10 protein-coding genes are annotated in these 16,924 nt (G+C 61.7%); 2 read left to right on the forward strand and 8 right to left on the reverse strand.

Going from position 1 to position 16,924, the window contains the following annotated elements; all coding sequences use genetic code 11:
• Nucleotides 1-83 precede the first annotated feature (83 nt).
• Complete coding sequence (locus tag ABEB25_RS12900) at nt 84-302, forward strand: hypothetical protein (protein ID WP_345736820.1); 219 nt, start codon at nt 84-86, stop codon at nt 300-302.
• Here the strand turns inward: ABEB25_RS12900 and ABEB25_RS12905 are convergent.
• The 8 genes from ABEB25_RS12905 to ABEB25_RS12940 form a co-directional block, all read right to left on the reverse strand.
• A complete protein-coding gene (locus ABEB25_RS12905) occupies nt 295-894 on the reverse strand; it encodes a DNA-3-methyladenine glycosylase (RefSeq protein ID WP_345736821.1) in 600 nt (199 codons plus the stop codon). The genes ABEB25_RS12900 and ABEB25_RS12905 overlap by 8 nt on opposite strands.
• A gap of 2 nt (nt 895-896) precedes the next feature.
• The gene (locus tag ABEB25_RS12910; protein ID WP_345736822.1) at nt 897-1,655 is read right to left on the reverse strand and encodes a Nif3-like dinuclear metal center hexameric protein; all 759 of its coding nucleotides are present in this window, start codon (nt 1,653-1,655) and stop codon (nt 897-899) included.
• A 47-nt stretch (nt 1,656-1,702) separates the two neighbouring features.
• On the reverse strand, nt 1,703-2,488 hold the full coding sequence (locus ABEB25_RS12915) for an outer membrane lipoprotein-sorting protein (RefSeq protein ID WP_345736823.1): 786 nt from the start codon (nt 2,486-2,488) through the stop codon (nt 1,703-1,705).
• A gap of 106 nt (nt 2,489-2,594) precedes the next feature.
• Complete coding sequence (locus ABEB25_RS12920; RefSeq protein ID WP_345736824.1) at nt 2,595-3,710, reverse strand: ABC transporter permease; 1,116 nt, start codon at nt 3,708-3,710, stop codon at nt 2,595-2,597.
• 6 nt (nt 3,711-3,716) lie between these two features.
• Nucleotides 3,717-4,445 carry an ABC transporter ATP-binding protein gene (locus tag ABEB25_RS12925; protein WP_345736825.1) on the reverse strand — a complete coding sequence of 243 codons (729 nt, stop codon included), beginning with the start codon at nt 4,443-4,445 and terminating at the stop codon, nt 3,717-3,719.
• Nucleotides 4,446-4,477: 32 nt separating this feature from the next.
• The gene (locus ABEB25_RS12930; RefSeq protein ID WP_345736826.1) at nt 4,478-5,494 is read right to left on the reverse strand and encodes a fatty acid desaturase family protein; all 1,017 of its coding nucleotides are present in this window, start codon (nt 5,492-5,494) and stop codon (nt 4,478-4,480) included.
• 5 nt (nt 5,495-5,499) lie between these two features.
• Complete coding sequence (locus tag ABEB25_RS12935) at nt 5,500-6,849, reverse strand: condensation domain-containing protein (protein ID WP_345736827.1); 1,350 nt, start codon at nt 6,847-6,849, stop codon at nt 5,500-5,502.
• Nucleotides 6,850-6,866: 17 nt separating this feature from the next.
• Nucleotides 6,867-14,576, reverse strand: coding sequence for an SDR family NAD(P)-dependent oxidoreductase (locus tag ABEB25_RS12940; RefSeq protein ID WP_345736828.1), 7,710 nt, complete (start codon nt 14,574-14,576; stop codon nt 6,867-6,869).
• A 298-nt stretch (nt 14,577-14,874) separates the two neighbouring features.
• Here ABEB25_RS12940 and asnB point away from each other — a divergent pair, with 298 nt between their 5' ends.
• Nucleotides 14,875-16,860: an asparagine synthase (glutamine-hydrolyzing) gene (gene asnB / locus ABEB25_RS12945; protein WP_345736829.1), complete on the forward strand. Its 1,986-nt coding sequence runs from the start codon at nt 14,875-14,877 to the stop codon at nt 16,858-16,860.
• Nucleotides 16,861-16,924: the final 64 nt, after the last annotated feature.

The raw sequence follows: 16,924 nt of genomic DNA on the forward strand, positions 1-16,924 counted from the left end.
GATCAATCCCCAACTCACCCTTTACAAAACTGACCCGCATTTACCTTTGCGATCAGCAGGACGCGGGTGAGGATGGAGACGTTATGCAAACCATCTCTGTTCTCATTGGTCTCGTCTGTGCGGCCTTGCTGATCCCCGGCCTGATCCCGCTGCTCGGTTGGACATTGTGGGCAACGTTGTTCGGGGCACTGATCGGCATCATCTTTGGTTCATTCCCCAAACGCAAGATCGGCCTAACCATTAACATGGCTGTTGCCCTCATTGCGGCGCTCCGCCTGTTCCTGGGCGGCGGCGTTATTTGATCGGCACTTTGACTCGCCCGTGCTTCACACTCACGTGAGGATTGTCACGGGCGAGAAAGCGCCAGGGGAAATCGGCTGCTTGGCTGATGCCCACACGCACATCGCTGAGGACTTCGAGGCTCTCGGGCCCTGAGCGTAAGCCACAGCCTTTCAATCGGCGACTGCCTGCCATGGTGGCTCCATGATGGATACCCCCGATACCGAGCGCGAGAGCAAGCTTGCCTGGGCCGGAGCAAAGGTCCGTCACCTTGGGTCGTTGCCGGCGCTGCTGCATTTCGGCGATCCCCAGGCGTGGATCAAGAGCGCGGATGAGGATGAGGCCATCGCGCTCGCCACCTTTCACCAGCAGGTTAAACAGCCAGTACATGCCGTAGTTAAAATAGACGTAAGCCGTGCCAGGGGCCTGACTTTTCACAAACTCGCGCGCGCTGGGTCGGGTAGCGGTGTGGCAGGCGGGATCGCCCTCCACGGCATAGGCCTCGGTCTCCACAATGATCCCTGAGCAGCCCTGCCAGACGAGCTCCACGCCGATGAGGTCGCGCGCGACGGTAAGCACGTCGCGCTCGAAATAATCGTTGGTTAGGAAAGCCATGGTTACAGCCCGGTGGGGTGATCCACAAACGTCCATGGCAGGCCGAACTGGTCCTGGAGATGCTGGGCCAGGGCTTTGACGCCGAAGGTCTCGGTGGCGTAATGGCCGCCATAGAGGACATTGATGCCCAGTTCTTCCGCCAGGGTGTAGCTCCAGTGTGGCCCTTCACCCGTTATAAAGGTATCCACCCCGGCACGCGCAGCGGCAGCCACTTCGGACCCGGAACCTCCAGAGGAGATGCCGATCTTGCGCGTGATCTTGGGCCCCGCGGCGCAGACGTGCACGCGCCCGCCGTCCAGCGCCGTGGTGAAGCGGGAGATCACTTCCTCCAAAGGAAGCTTGGCCTCGCAGGTGACCCCGACGGCCATGCCTTTGTAATCCAGAAACCCACCGCTGGGCTGCAATTGCATGGCCTGGGCGATCTGCGCGTTGTTGCCTAACTGAGGATGCACATCCAAAGGCAGGTGGACGCTGTAAATGGCCAGGTTATTTTCCAAAGCGAGGCTGAGACGCTCAAATGTGGCTCCAGTCCACGGCTGCAGGCCGCTCCAAAACATACCGTGGTGAACGATGAGGAGATCTGCCCCGGCGGCGATGGCCTTTTTCACCACGGGCAAAGTGGCATCCACGGCTGCGACGACATGGCTCACTTCACCTGGGCGATTGGCCAGTTGCAGGCCATTAACGGCGGGGGTGTAGTCCGGCAGTTCGCGGATGCGCAGGAGGGTATCGAGGTGGGCCGTGAGGTCAGTCAGCTTCATGCGGCTAACAGATCATGGTTGAGGCCGGGGCTCCACCAGATTTCACCTCACTTCGGCGTCGTCAGCACCTTCAGGCCTTCCGGACTGAAGTCAGCGTCGGTCAAGGTGACGCCATGTTTGATGCGCGAGCCTTCCATGACGGTACCGCTGCCGCTGGACCCAGCGCGCGTGATGCTGAGACTGGCGGGCAGGTGGCGGTCGAGATCATCTTTTTCCACGCGGGTGGTCTCCATGCGGACGACGACCTGGCCTGCGGCATTGTACTTTTCCACACGCAGGGGCACACGGCGTTTGGGGTCAATCCAGCTTTTCACAGAGGCGTAGCTGGAGCGATCCGAGGAGCCGGGTTTGGACTCTAAAATCTGGCAGTTCACGCGGCCCACATCTTCGGTGCCGACGAGGGTTTGCTGGCTCCAGCCGAAGAAGTTTTCGATCAAGTCCTCATAGGTCAGGTCACTGCCAAAGAGGCCTTCTTTGAGCTGCGCAGCGGAGAGGGATTTGACGCTGTCAGGCGGGACAAAAAGGGTCCCGCGTGCGGCCTGGCCGCTGGGCTTGCGCAGCAGGACAGACTCACCTTTGCGCTCTTTGGGGAACAGGATCTGGTACACCAGGTCGGTGCCTGCCTGGGTGTGGCGTTCTTTGGTCTGGATCTGGATGGCCCCGCCGCCATTCACCTCCAGGCGCAGGCGAACGTAGGCCGTGCCGTCGAGGCGATCGGCATTCAGGCGTGCGGCCAGTTCTGCTGCTGTGGCGGGAGATTCAGCCGCTGTGGCGGGAGCCAGAGCTGCCCAGCCAAGGGCGAGCATCGCAAAAGAAAGGGGGAACGTCTTCATGGTCAAAGGCATCGTTTCTCGCGGCCATCTTGCACGCGTAACTCCACAGATTGTATCGGGGCCTAAGACCGGAAAAAGGAAAATCTGTGGCTGGCCACCCCCCAGCTCACCCATTCAGCGCGGCGGCGGGATTCAGGCGGGAGCTGCGCCAGGCGGGGTAGAGGCCGCTGAGGACGCCCACGATGACGGCGATGGCCACGGCTTTGAGTAAGAGCGAGGGGCTCAGGTCTGGCTCCAGCAGGCCTTTGATGGCGGGAGCGTTTTGCATAGCCTCCACACCCAGGATGCCGAGAAGGACACCGCCGATCCCGCCGGCGAAACCCAGCAGGGCAGACTCCCACAGCACCATGCGCACGATGCGGCTGCGCTTCCAGCCCAGGGCGAGGAGCACGCAGATTTCCTGCTTCCGCTCAAAGACGGTCATGAGCATGGTATTCATCACGCCCAGCACGCCCACAAGCACGGCCAGCAGGGAGGTGCCCCAGCTCATGGCGCGGATCATTTTGTAGCCTTGGCTGTTGTTAAAATGTTGGGCCACAGAAACGGCGCGCACTTCAGGGGCCACCTTGTTGATCTCGGCACACAGGACCTGCAGTTGCTCCTCCGTCATGCCGGGCTGGGCCCGCACGTCCACCACATTGATCTTGCCCTCGCTGGCCATCAGCGTTTGAAAAACGGGCAGCGCCAGGATGATGGAGCCATCTTCCACCAGGGCACCGCCATTGACGATGCCCACCACGGCTAGCTCGGTGGCCTCGACTTGCAGGGTATCCCCGACTTTCTTTTTCAGCACTTCGGCGGCGGTTTGCCCCAGGACCACGGCCTGCTCATTCTCATCCTTCGGCAGGCGACCGGAGGTGACCGTCAGCTTATCCCAGGTGAAGCCACCCCACTCGCGGGCTGAGACCATGATCATATCCGCCTCTTCCACGCTCATGAGTTCCACCATGAGCATGCAGGTGGCGGAAACTTGCGGCAGTTTGGCAATGCGATCCCGCACCGTGGGGCTGAAGGGCTTGGGCACCATCGCGCCGCCCATGTTGCTGACCACAATGTCCGTCCCGCGTGCCTTCAGGCCGGTGGCCCAGCTTTTTTCAAAGCCTTCTGAAATGCCCACCAGAGCCACCACAGCGGCGATGCCGATGGAGATGCCCACCAGGGTGAGGGCGGTGCGAACGCGGCGGCGTAGTAGGCCACGAACCACGATGGTGAAGAAATTCATAATTCGTTAGGCTTGGGCTGGAGTCACCGCTGGCAGGGCACCGTCGGAGACCACCTGGCCGTCCTTCATCAAAATCGTGCGGGTGGCCAGACGGGCGATGCCGAGATCATGCGTCACCATCACCAGCGTCATCTTTTGCTCTTCATGCAGCTTCACCAACAGGTCGAGGACCTGGGCGGCATTGTGGCTGTCTAGATTGCCTGTCGGTTCATCCGCCAGCAGCACGGAGGGGCGATTCGCCAAGCTGCGGGCGATGGCCACGCGCTGGCGTTCACCACCGGAAAGTTTGCCGGGAAAATGGTGGATGCGATGGCCCAGGCCTACCTGCTCCAGCAGCTCCACCGCGCGGTCGCGCCGTTCCTTGAGGCTGAGTTTTCCCTCAAACATGGGGATCTGTACATTCTCCACCGCCGTGTAGGTAGGCAGCAGGTGAAAGGCCTGGAAGATGAAGCCGATCTCATGCGCACGATAGGCCGCCGGGTCTGCCACGTCTGGCAAAGATAGACCGCGATAATTCAGCGTGCCAGCCGCCGGACGATCCAGCGCGCCGAGCATTTGCAGGAGGGTGCTTTTGCCACAGCCGCTGGGGCCCGTGATGGCCACAAACTCACCGGCTTTGACCTGGAAACTGACGCCACGCAGGGCCTGCACTTGGCCGCCGTCGTAGTCCTTTTTCAGGCCGATGGCTTCGTAAACCAAAGACGCAGCGCTGGAGGACGGGGGAGGGGCACTCATCAGGTGGAAAGGGAAAAACAACCGTGCCCCACTCAACCCGGCATGGCCATGGAAGAAGGGGCTTCTGGAGACTTCGGCTGGCTGCGCCATTGTGGCCCTACTTTAGGGTCGGCAAGGTCACGCAGCAGATCCAGCACGGCCAGGCGATAGCTAGAGTAGGGAGCCGTTTCCTCCTCCGTGCGGGGCGCGAGCTCGGCGGCACGCGCGGGCAGTTCCCAGTGGTGCATGCCCAGGTGGCGATGGTGCAGGCCATGAAAGGGCTCATGCAAAAGCGTGTAGGCCAGCACTTTGCCGGTCCAGCCTTCATCCACGATGCTCCGCGTGGCCCCAGTGGCGCTGGTGCCGCGCAGGCCCACGTGCTCCACGTACTTGCGCCAGCTTTGCAGATTGGCCGCCATCATCGCAGGCAGCAGATACAGGCACAGATAATATTTCCACAGGCCAAACCACGCGACGGTGGCCACCACCACGGACCAAAAGACCACGATGCCGATGATCTCCTGCCAGATGCGTTTGCGCACGCGTTTGTTCCGGATGGGGGAATTCGCCCGGAAGAAGGTGCGCAGAAACAGGTAGGGCGTGAACCACAGGCCAAAGGTCAGCTCTAAAAAGGCGGCCATGCGCCGCAGCCAGCGCGGGGTCTGCGGGTCCACAAAGGGCCACAGCTCCTCATCCCGCTCCGTGGCCAGGTGCATGTGATGCGTCTGGTGAGCGGCACGGTATAAACTAAAGCTGGTTAGGCTGAGGATGCCGATGAAGACGCCGTCGAATTCATTGAACTTCCGGTTCTTCCGAAGCAGGCCGTGCGAGGCCTCATGAAAGCCGATGAGCACCCCGTGCATGAAATGCCCCGCCAGCAGGACCAGCGGGACCACCAGCCACCAGTTCTCATGATACAGCGCGGCCATGAGGCCGGCCTGGATAAAGACGAGCACAAAAACCAGGATCTGAAAGGCTGAGCGACTGATCCAGTGCGGTTCATGGGGATCGGCCCCGTCACCTTTCACGGTGAGGTCCAGGGGATCAGAAGAAGAGGCGGCGGCATTCATCACATTCAGGCCAGGAGATCGGCGAGGGGAGTATGGGGTGAGAGGGATACGTTGGCCAGCACGCGTTGGTAGCGGCGGTTCAGTTCCTGCGTGTCTTCAGGAGTGAAAAGGGAGGGCCTGTAGAGCCACACCACTTCCAGTTCGTCCCCATCCTCCGTCACTTCACAGGCCAGGTCAAACCGGGCGGTGCCGGTGGACCGCATGCGCAGTTTAAATGACAAACTCGGCAGGGTGATGTCTGGGATGGGGTGGTTTTGCAGGGCAAAACGCACGTCGTAGATCGGGTTGTGCCCGGCCTCCGCTTGCACGCCCAGCGCTTTCGCAAGTTCGGCAAAGGGTATGGCTTCCGCGAAGCAGTCCATGCTGGCATCTTGCACGCGCTTCACCGCCGTGGCAAAGGTCTGCGTGAGGTCCACCTGCCCGCGGAGGGGCACCACACCGGCAAAGTAGCCCATGGTTTCCTTCGCGGCCTGTTTGGTACGATTCGCCACGGGGCTGCCGACGATGATGTCCGTCTTCCCGGTCCACTGCGCCAGGGTGACCTGGAACGCGGCTAACAAAGTATTGAACAGCGTCGCGCCCGTGGTCTTTGCCAGAGCGCGGATGTTGCGGGTGGCCTCCGGGGAGAGGCTGGAGGCCCAGTAGGTGAGCTTTCCAGCACGCGCCGTTTCATCCGCCGGGCGTTCCCACAGGCGGGGAATCTCCGCCAGATGCTTGCGCCAGAAAGCGGCGCGTGTTTCCAGCTCTGAGGCTTGCCAAGAAGCGCGTTCTGCCGCCGCCCAGGCGGTGTAACTCATCTCCACCGGCGGCAGGGGACCCCCGCCAGGAAGCTTGTTTTGCAGATAAGCCGCCGCCAGTTCCTGAACGAAGACGCCCAGGGTCCAGCCATCGGCAATGGCATGATGGATGGCAAACACCAGCACCAGATCTCCCGGCCCACGTTGCAGCATCTCCACTCGGTAGAGAGGCCCGCGCAGCATGTCGAAAGGTCGGGTAAAAATCTCCCGCATCACGGCTTCCAAAGCCTCTCCGTGAGCTTGCTCCGCGGGCAGTTCACGGTAATCCAGCACCACGGTGCCAGTGCGGCGGATCATCTGAAACGGCTGCTCCTTTCCGGGGAGGAAAGACAGCCGCAGTACTTCCTGCCGCTCCACCACCAGCTTCAGCGCCGCATCGCAGTCCGCCTGCGTGATGTTGCCCCGCACCTCGATGAAAGCGCAGATGTGGTTGCCGATGTCACCGGGGGCGACGGGCGAATTTTCCCACAGCTCACGCTGGGGCAGGCTCAGGGGCTGGAGACGGATTTCACCGCTCTCCAGCCACTGTTTGAGGTTGGCACGAAGGTCTAGAGACATGTCAGGATGACATCGGCTTAGGCACCGGCTTTGCGTGCGGCTTTGGCAGCCGGGGCCGGGATTTCCTCTGCCGCCGTCACATCATCCAGCAGGCTGGCAATGTCGTCATCCGAGATGGCATCCAGATCCACTTCATCCACGGAGGTGGGGGCCTCCACGACCGCAGGGGCCGCTGGCGCTTTCGCCGCCGCACCGGAGGCACCGCCCAAATGCTCGCCAATGAGCGCGGCCAACTGGCCGATGGTGCGGGCACGCATGAGGCTGGTCGGTGGCAGAGCCACGCCGATGGTGCTTTCGATGAGGTTTTCGATCTCGACCCCCATGAGGGAATCCAGACCCAAATCCGTCAGCGGCTGGTCATCGCGTAGGCTGTCTGGCTTCACGCGCAGGACGGAGCCGACAACTTCTCTCAAAGCCTGGGCAATGATGCCCGCGCGATCTTCGGCGGAGGCGGCGTCAATCTTCGCACGCCAATCCCCGGTCATGCCGCCAGACTCCGCACTTTCCACGCCCGAGGCGAAGATGTGCTCCAGCAAAGGATTTTCCTGGAGACCGCGGAAGGACTGCCGCCACTTGGCCCAATCCACCCGCAGTGCGGCCACCTGGGCTGAGCCTGCGGTGAGGAAGGTTTCCAGCAAGGAAACGACCTCGCCCGGAGTGATGGCGGAGGTGCCCTGGCGTGCCAGGAACTCGGCCACCTTCTCATTGCGCGCCACGTAGCCTTCGCCACCCAGCACACCCCAGTTCACCGCCAGAGCGGGCAGGCCCAGAGCCCGGCGATGATGCGCCAGGGAATCCAGGAAGGCATTGGCACCGGAGTAGTTACTCTGGGCCGGATTGCCAAACACGCTGGAGATGGAGGAGAACATGACGAAGCAGTCCAGATTCAGATCCAGCGTGCCTTCATGCAGCTTCCAGGCACCGAGCGCCTTGGGGGCCAAAACGGTGCGCATGCGCTCGCGGTTCAGCACGCCCATCGGCGCATCGTCAATGACCATGGCCAGGTGGAACACACCTTTCAGCGGCACCTTGGCAGCCTCGATCTCACGCAGCATCCGTGTAATGTCCTCCGGCTCGCCGGCATCGCCTTTCAGGATCTGGATCTTCACACCCTGACTTTCCATCTGGGTGACAAAGGCCTTCGCCTCAGGCGTGGATGCACCACTGCGGCTGGCCAGCGCCAAATGACGCGCGCCACAGTCCACCAACCACTGCGACAGCACGCGGCCAAAGCCACCAAAGCCACCGGTGATGAGGTAAGTGCCCTCGGCCTTCACTTCAAATCCAGGCGCTGGGGCTTCACCCCGGCGATTCACAAACGCATCCGTGAAGGTCACCACCACTTTGCCTGTGTGCTTGCCAGCCGCCATGAGGCGGAAGGCGGCATCCACGCGGCTAGCAGGGTAGGCGCGGAAGGGCAGCGGGCGCAGGGCCCCCTGTTCCACCAGCTCCACCAGCTCACCTAACAAACGACGTGTCAGTTCTTCATCCCCACCAAAGACCGCATCCATAGCCACGACGTGGAAGGAGGCGTTCTTGCGCAGGTGCCAGAGTGGGATGCGAGAGTTTTGGTAAATGTCGCGTTTGCCGATCTCAATGAAACGACCGAACTCGGACAAGCAGGAAAGGCCCATGGGGATGGCCTCGGCCGCGAGGGCATTCAGCACCACATCCACGCCTTTACGATTCGTCAGGTCCATGACCGCATCGGCAAAGTCGGCGCGGCGGGAGTCAATGACATGCTTCACACCCAGCGTTTGCAGCAGGGCGCGCTTGGAGGCGCTGCCTGCCGTGGCGATGACTTCACAACCCAGATGCAGAGCGATCTGGATGGCCGACATGCCCACGCCACCTGCACCGGCGTGGACCAGGATGGTCTCGCCTTTGCGCATGCGGGCCACATTGTTCAGCGCGTGCCAGGAGGTCATGAAGACCACCGGCAGCGTGGCTGCACCCTCAAAGGACAGATGATCTGGAATGCGCACCACATCCCCACCACGGGCCAGGGTGTGCGTGGCCAGGCCATACACGGCCAAACCAAAAACGCGATCACCCACGGCGACGTGCTTGATGTCCTTGCCGATGGCGAGAACGATCCCGCCGACTTCATCGCCAAAGATGCGAGCGTCCGGTGTTTCCGCCGGATACAGCGCCAGCGCTTTGAGCACGTCGCGGAAGTTCATGCCTGCGGCTTTCACTTCGATGAGCACTTCTCCATCCCCACACACCGGCAGGGTGAAGGGGGTGAGCTTCAGCGTGTCCAGCATGCCGCGTTCACGCGACTCCAGGCGCAGCGGGATCTTGGGATCCAGCACGGTTTCCTTCACCGGCAGACCGCGCTTGATGCGCTGCACATAACGAGCTTCACCACGGATGGCGATCTCGCGCTCCCCGTGTTCCTGCAGCAGCTCACGCCACAGCAGGGCGGCATCTTCAGCGGAGGCTTCCGGGGGAAGATCCAGGCCACGGCAGGCAAAGTTCGGGTGCTCACTGACGATGACGCGGAAGACACCGATGGACGGTGCCTGCGCCACATTGGTCAGCCCCATGTGCTGGCCTGCGGGCTGGGCCCCTCGGGTGATGAGGTCCATCCGCAGCTTGACGGCCGGGGTGGTGTTTTCAATCGCCTGCGTCAGGTGCAGCAGGGCATCAATGCCCATCAGCGCCGCATCGCCTTCGCCTTTGCCCGCGGGTTCATCCAGCGTCCACAGGTAGGTCATACGCTCGGGCGGGGTATCGTCCGCATAGGAGGTGACCAGGGTCATCCAGTCTTCCGGCGTATCGGCACGCAGGGTGTAGTCATCGCCTTTGGCTGCATAGGCAGCACCGCGGCGGGCCGTGCGCACACGGACACCAGCGGCTTTGAGCTGCGCCACCAGTTGATCTCCCAGACCACCCTTGTCAGCGAACACCAGCCAAGAGGCCTCAGGTGCCAATGGCAAAGTTTGTTCGGCATCCACCTGCGTCACCGCTTGCGTCTCCGTCCAGGCTTTGCGGCCCAAAAGACCGATCTGCCCCTCTCCCCCACGCGGACCGTGCAGACCCGGGATGGAGGTGGTTTCGGCAAAGCCTGCCGTTTTCATCGCGGCTTCCCACTCAGGGCGCTGCATCAGCGGTTGATCCGGACGCAGATCACGATCTGTCAGATGCCACCAGCCGCTGGTGAGGCCGAAGACGCTTTCCGTCCAGAGCTGCGGCGTGGCCACATCCATGAACACCAGGCTACCGCCCTGTTTCAGCACCTCATGCAGGTAACCCAGCGTGGCGCGCACATCCGCCACGGCATGGATCACGTTCGTGCCAATGACGAGGTCATAGGTGCCCGCTTCGTAGCCTTGCGCGGCGGGCGGTTGTTCCAGGTTAAACACTTTGAACTCCACCTCAGGGAAGGCCGCCAGCTTTTGTCCCGCGACGGAGAAGAACCCGGCGGACACGTCGGTAAACGTGTAGGAATGCAGGCCGCGTGGCAGCAGCGGCAGCAGGTAGGCACTGAGGCCCCCGGTACCGGCACCCACTTCCAGGATGCGTAGGCCGCGCCCTTCCGGCAGGTTTTTCGCCGCCTCATTCACTGCGCTGGTGATGGCCGCCATCCAGTGACTGGAGAGCAAACCGTCGCCGTAGAATTGATCCAGCAGATCGCTGTTAGCGCCGCCGAAGAGCACCTGCACGGCATCTTTCTCACCGCGTAGGATCGGACCCAATTCCGCACACGTGATGTTCACCAGCATGCCTTCCGGCAAGTGGCCGGGGTTTTGATCCACGAAGGTTTTCAGCACTTCCGTGGCGTTGTCCGCAGCGGCATCGAAGGTCGCCGTCGGCACATGGCCTGCGCCCTTCACAGCCAGCAGGCCGCGCTTGGTCAGGTCATTCACCAGGTGGTGATACACGCGCTGCATCGGCGCAGCCACTTTCAGGCTGTCCACGGTCCACACTTCGTCGGCCTTTAGGCCAGCGGCCATCTGGCGCAGACCGCGAGCGATCTGGGCGGCGGCGAGGTCATCCTCAGCGGCCATGGTGGCCTCCAGGTTCGCCTTGCCACGCACGGCGATGACTTCTTCCAGCGTCTTCTGAGCCGCCTCTTTCAGGTCGGCCAAAGGCACCGGAGTCAGGGTAGCGGGTGTGCCCACCGAGGCGGTGCGTTCCCAGTCCACATGATACAGCAGATCGCGTGTGCCACTGGTGCCTGCGCGGCGGGCGGCGGCCATGCTGACGGCGCGGAAACCATCCACCAACACGCAAGGCGCGCCGGATTCATCGTAGAGGCCGATGTTGCCCTCGATGAACTCGTCATTGAACTGCACCACTTTCGCCTGCACCCGCGTCACGGCGCCTGGAGAGCGCAGATACAGGATGCGGCCAAAGCGCACGGGCAGCTTCATCTTCGCCTTGCGATCTTCCACCGTTTTAGACCCGGCAGAGAAGGTATGCAGCGCGCCATCCAGAAGGACGGGGTGCAGGCAATACTCACCCGCACGATGGGCGATGTTTTCAGACAGCGCCACGCGGCCTGCGGCCTTGCCACCGGCTGCCCACAGCTCACGCACGGCGCGGAATTCATCGCCATAACGCAGGCCCAGGTCACTCATGTGCTGGTAGAAATCCGTCACGTCCAGGGACGTCAGGCCCTCCGTGGCACCTTCCCAGGTCGTGGCATTGAACAGAGATTCCGTACGCTCACCGCGCATGGAGCCGACCACGTGGACGGACCATGCCGCCCCGGTGTCGAATTTGCTCTGGATGGTGAAGGTGCGCTCGTTCGGCTCATAGGTCACTTCCAGCACCACGCCGGAAGGGTTTTCTGTGAGGATCAGCGGCTTGCGGATTTCAAAGTCTTCCACAGCGAAGGGGCGACCTTCAAAGTATTGCGCCCCCGCTTCGAGGATGAGTTCCACAAAACCGGCTCCAGGGAAGATGACGTGGCTTTCCACCTTGTGATCTTTCAGGAAGGCCATGTGGCGATTGTCCAGACGCGCGATCCACGTCGGCGTAGCGCGCGGCAGGCGGATGTCCAGCAGGCCTTTGCCCCCAGCACCAAGACGGCCTTCGCGCCAATCTGGCGATTCATTCCACCAGCGGGCCTTGTCCCACGCATAGGTCGGCAGGGCCAGTTGATGACGGGAAGGCGTCATGCCTTTGAAGTCCAGATCCACACAGGCGCGGTGCAGTTCCAGAGCGGCTTCCAGCATGGATTCATGCTCACGATCCCGGCGTGCCGAAGCCACCACCGGGGCCTTTTGATTGCGCGCACCCAGGCACTCCTGGATGGACAGGGACAGGGCTGGGTGAGCGGTGATTTCCAGCCACACATCCACGCCGAAGTCTGCCAGCGCATTCACCGCTGGGGCGAACATCACTGCCTGCCGGATGCCACGGCCCCAGTGGCCTGCATCGCACTCTTTGCCGCTGATGCGGTCACCGGTGACGGTGCTGAAAAACGGCACCGTTTCTTCACGCGGTTCCAGCTCGGTCAGTGCCGCCACGAGTTCATCGGCCGCAGGCTGCATGTAGGCATGGTGGAAGGGGTGATCCACCCGCACAAAACGGGCAAACACACTGTCCGCCTCCAGCTCCACACGAATCTTTTCCAGCGACTCCTTCGGCCCAGATAGGGTCAAAGAACGCGGGCCATTGAAAGCGGCGATGCTGACCACGCGGTCATGCCGCGAGATGACGGCCAGGGCGGATTCCTCATCCAGACCCACAGCCAGCATGGTGCCTGCGCCACGAGCGCATTCATTCATGAAACGCGCACGCAGGGCGATGACCTTCGCGCCTTCTTCCAGGCTCAGCACGCCCGCCACGCAGGCAGCGGCGATCTCACCCACGCTGTGGCCCACGATGGCCGCAGGCTGCACGCCCCAGGATTTCCACAGTTCCGAAAGGGACACCTGCATGGCAAAGATGGCCGGCTGGGCGATCTCCGTCATGCTCATCTTCGAGTCCTTTTCATCGCGGCCTAACTCCTCCAGGAGGGAGAATTTGGCCCACGGCTTCAGCGCCGCAGCGCAGGCCTCCATCGACTTGCGGAAGACCGGCTCATTCTTCATGAGTTCACGGCCCATGCCCCACCACTGAGGGCCCTGGCCACTCATGACAAAGCCTACCCGCGCAGCGGTCTCGCGCCGTGGGGAGAACCCACTGCGCACGTTTGGCACTTCCGAGCCGACGCCAAAGGCATTCAGCGTGGCGATGGCCTCATGCGCCGTCTTCGCCACCATCGTCAGGCGATGCTGGTGATGATTGCGCCGCGCTCCCAGGGTGTAGCAGAGGTCCGGCAGCACCGGGGAGGTGCCGTTGGATTTCTCATGATCTTCCAGCCAGGTAGAAAGGCGATACGCCGTGGCCTTCAGCGCCTCTTCCGAGCGGGCCGAAAGCACCAGGGGCCAAGGGCGATCAAAGGCCGAGGCGGGCAGCTTGACATGCGGTTTGTTAGGCGCTTCCGCCAGGATGACGTGGGAGTTGGCCCCGCCAAAGCCGAAGGAATTCACCCCAGCCATGCGCACTTCGTAGCTTTCCGGGAAGTCTTCCATCTCCACCGGGATGCGCAGTTTCAGCGCCTTGAAATCAATGTGCGGATTCGGCGTTTTGAAGTGCAGGCTCGGCGGGATCTTGCCGTGCTTCAGCACCAGCAGCGCCTTGACCAGACCGGCCACGCCAGCCGCTGTTTCCATGTGCCCCAGGTTCGTTTTAACGGAACCCATGGCGAGGGGGGAGCCTTCGTCGCGGTCTTCACAAAGAGCTTCAGAAAGCGCCGTGGCCTCGATGGGATCTCCCACCGCCGTGCCCGTGCCGTGCGCCTCGATGTAGCCGATCTCGCTTGGGCTGATGCCCGCGTCTTTGCACGCATCCTTCACCAGCCGGGCCTGGGCCTCGGGGCTGGGCAGGGAGATGCCATTCGTGTGGCCGTCCTGGTTGGTGGACGTACCCAGGATGACGCCCTGGATCGGGTCGCCATCGGCAATGGCCTGGGAAAGCTTTTTCATCATCACCATGCCTGCGCCTTCCGCACGCACGAAGCCATTGGCATCTGCATCGAAGGCTTTGCACATGCCGTCTGGAGACAGCATGGAGGCCTGGGAGAAACCGATGAACCCACCCGGGGTGATCATCACCGTCACGCCACCGGCCAGGGCGGTGTGCCCGCGCCCGGTCCAGATGTATTCGCAGGCTGCATGCACCGCTGTGAGGGCGGAGGAGCAGGCCGTATCCATGGCCACGCTGGGGCCCGTGAGATTCAGCGAGTAGGAGATGCGGTTCGCCGCGATGGAGTGTGCGCTGCCCGTGGAGGAGTGCGCGCCGATGCCTGCGGAGTCAAACGGAGTGCCCTGGATGACCTGATAGTCTGTGTGGGAAACACCCACATAGACGCCAATGTCCGTGCCTTTTTCCAGATCCAGCACGATGCCAGCATCTTCAATCGCTTCCCAGGCGGTCTCTAAGACCAGTCGCTGCTGCGGGTCCACATACGGGGCCTCGCGCGGGGAGATGCCGAAAAACTGCGGATCATACTGATCAATAGAATCCAAAAAGCCGCCGCGTTTGGCAATGGACTTCCCGGCTAGGCCTGGCTCAGCATCGTAAAAACGTTCGATGTTCCAGCGATCTGGGGGCACTTCGCACACCGCATCACGCCCCTCCGCCAGTAATTTCCAAAAAGCTTCGACGTCGTTAATTCCGCCGGGAAAGCGGCAGCCGATACCAATGATGGCGATTCCTTCTTTATGCATGCAGTTCAAGCGTAGGGGGAGTTGGGGAGACGAGTTTTTTTGCCAAAACTGACGCCGCCCGTAATTCGAATCGTGCGAAGTGCCTGCTGTGCGTCCCTGTTTTTTCAGAGATTGTTAAAATCAGCAGTTCACCGGGGGTCATTTGGGCAAAACAGTATTTTTTGCAGTGGCCCATAGAGGGCATACACCGCTAATTTAATGACTATCGCTCAATTTTGGCGATAAGAAACGCATAAAACGTCTCAGCAACGATGGTTCTGTGAACAAAACCCTTTAACTTGAGGACTGACTTAACAAGATGTGTGGCATTGCAGGCGTGATGGATCTGGTCGGGCGGCGCAGTGTGCCGCACGAAATCATCGAACGAATGTCCCTGGCCCTTTATCACCGGGGGCCCGATGAAGAAGGCTTCTTTATCCGCCCTGGACTGGCCATGGCCTCGCGCCGCCTCAGCATCGTTGGCCTAGCTGATGGTCAGCAGCCCATGCACAACGAGGACAAAAATGTCTCCGTCGTTTTTAATGGCGAGCTTTTCGACCACGTGGAAAAGCGCGTGGAGCTGGCTGCCCGGGGCCACACCCTGGTCACCCACTGCGATACCGAGATCATCCCCCACATGTGGGAAGAGAGTGCCGAGGGCATGTTCGAGCGCCTTCGCGGCCAGTTCGCCATCGCCCTGTGGGATGAGCGGCAGCAGAAACTGACCTTGGGGCGAGATCGTTTCGGCATCAGCCCACTCTATTGGACTCGCCAGGGCGACTGGCTGCTCTTTGCCTCCGAGATCAAGAGCCTGCTCGCCTCTGGCATGGTCCCCGCCATCCCGGACCGGCGCGGCATTGACCACGTCTTCACCTTTTCCGCGCTGCCCGGTCCCATCACTTGCTTTGAGGGCATCCAGATGCTGCCCCCGGCGCATTTCCTAGAGGTGCTGCCCGGTCACAGCCACGGCAGCCCCAGCATCCGCGAGCGCCGCTACTGGGACATGGACTTCCCCGATGCCGGCCAGGAAAACCCCGAGACGAATGCGAAGACCCTGGTGGATGAGTTTGAACACGTCATGCTCGATGCCGTGGGCAAACGCCTGCGCGCGGATGTGCCCGTGGGCTCTTACCTCTCTGGTGGTGTGGACTCCAGCATGATCCTGGCTCTGGCCTGTCACCTGCGCGGCAAGTCCATCTCCACCTACACCGTACGGGTGAATGACCCGAAGCTGGACGAACTGGATGCCGCCAGCATGGTGGCCAAATTCATCGGCGCACCACCTCCCGTTGTGCAGGAGTTTACTCACGAGGACGCGATCTCCACGTATCCCAAACTCATCGCGGCCGCGGAAGCCCCGGTCATTGACACCTCCTGCGCCTCCCTTTTGCAACTGGCCCAAAAAGTCCACGAATGTGGTCAAAAAGTGGTACTCACCGGCGAAGGTGCAGACGAGTGGCTCGTCGGTTACCCCTGGTACAAAGCCGCGAAGATCATCGGTTTTCTCGATGCCATCCCCGGTCTGCGCATCAGTGATAAAGCTCGCCGCGCCTTCCTGAGATTCAGCGACGTGCCTCAATATCCTCCGAGCTTCCGTGCCCGCACCGAGGCCAACGTTGGCGGCCCGAATGCCTGGATTGATAGCTACGGCCTGCTGGGCCTAGCAAAGCTGCGCTTTTACTCCGACTCCATGCACACCGTGCGGGAATCCACCGATCCCTGGTCCACCCTCGGTATGAACCTGGACCGCGCCAAAAAATGGCACCCGCTGAATCGTGGCATCTGGGTCGCTGGTCGCGTCACCCTGGCCGGGCATCTTCTCCAGGCCAAGGGCGACCGCGTGGCCATGCACTCCTCTGTGGAAGTGCGCTACCCCTTCCTGGATGAGGCCGTCTTTGACTTTTGCGCCAAGCTGCATCCCGACTGGAAGCTGCGTGGCTTTCGCGACAAGCACCTCCTTCGTCTCCTGGCCGAACGCTGGCTGCCACCGTCCATTTACAAACGTGGCAAGGTCATCTTCCGCGCTCCGCTGGACAGCTTCCACCTCGAGCCCGAGCCGCCCTACATCCGCCAGCTCCTCAGTGAGGATTCGCTCAAACGCACGGGCTACTTCGATGCAGCCACAGTCCAACACTGGCGCAAAACGTACAGTACTCTGCGAGCGACCTCCCTGCCCCGCCTTTCCATTGAGATGGGCCTTGCTGCGGTTGTTGCCACCCAGCTCTGGCATCACCAGTACATTGATGGCTCCCTCTGCGATCTACCTTCCCAAGCCCGCACAGGTCCTTTGGTTACCATCCCGTAAAACAGCTTTTGACGCCAAAGTGCGCCCGCGAGGAACAGGTCACCTCACTGGCACACAATGGAAT

This window comes from Prosthecobacter algae (assembly GCF_039542385.1).
Taxonomy (GTDB): domain Bacteria; phylum Verrucomicrobiota; class Verrucomicrobiia; order Verrucomicrobiales; family Verrucomicrobiaceae; genus Prosthecobacter; species Prosthecobacter algae.

What these genes read in the sequence shown, in the direction of transcription:
- ABEB25_RS12900 (WP_345736820.1), top strand. Translation starts at nt 84, where the DNA reads ATGCAAACCATCTCTGTTCTCATTGGTCTCGTCTGTGCGGCCTTGCTG.
- ABEB25_RS12905 (WP_345736821.1), bottom strand. Translation starts at nt 894, where the DNA reads ATGGCTTTCCTAACCAACGATTATTTCGAGCGCGACGTGCTTACCGTC.
- ABEB25_RS12910 (WP_345736822.1), bottom strand. Translation starts at nt 1,655, where the DNA reads ATGAAGCTGACTGACCTCACGGCCCACCTCGATACCCTCCTGCGCATC.
- ABEB25_RS12915 (WP_345736823.1), bottom strand. Translation starts at nt 2,488, where the DNA reads ATGAAGACGTTCCCCCTTTCTTTTGCGATGCTCGCCCTTGGCTGGGCA.
- ABEB25_RS12920 (WP_345736824.1), bottom strand. Translation starts at nt 3,710, where the DNA reads ATGAATTTCTTCACCATCGTGGTTCGTGGCCTACTACGCCGCCGCGTT.
- ABEB25_RS12925 (WP_345736825.1), bottom strand. Translation starts at nt 4,445, where the DNA reads ATGAGTGCCCCTCCCCCGTCCTCCAGCGCTGCGTCTTTGGTTTACGAA.
- ABEB25_RS12930 (WP_345736826.1), bottom strand. Translation starts at nt 5,494, where the DNA reads ATGAATGCCGCCGCCTCTTCTTCTGATCCCCTGGACCTCACCGTGAAA.
- ABEB25_RS12935 (WP_345736827.1), bottom strand. Translation starts at nt 6,849, where the DNA reads ATGTCTCTAGACCTTCGTGCCAACCTCAAACAGTGGCTGGAGAGCGGT.
- ABEB25_RS12940 (WP_345736828.1), bottom strand. Translation starts at nt 14,576, where the DNA reads ATGCATAAAGAAGGAATCGCCATCATTGGTATCGGCTGCCGCTTTCCC.
- asnB (WP_345736829.1), top strand. Translation starts at nt 14,875, where the DNA reads ATGTGTGGCATTGCAGGCGTGATGGATCTGGTCGGGCGGCGCAGTGTG.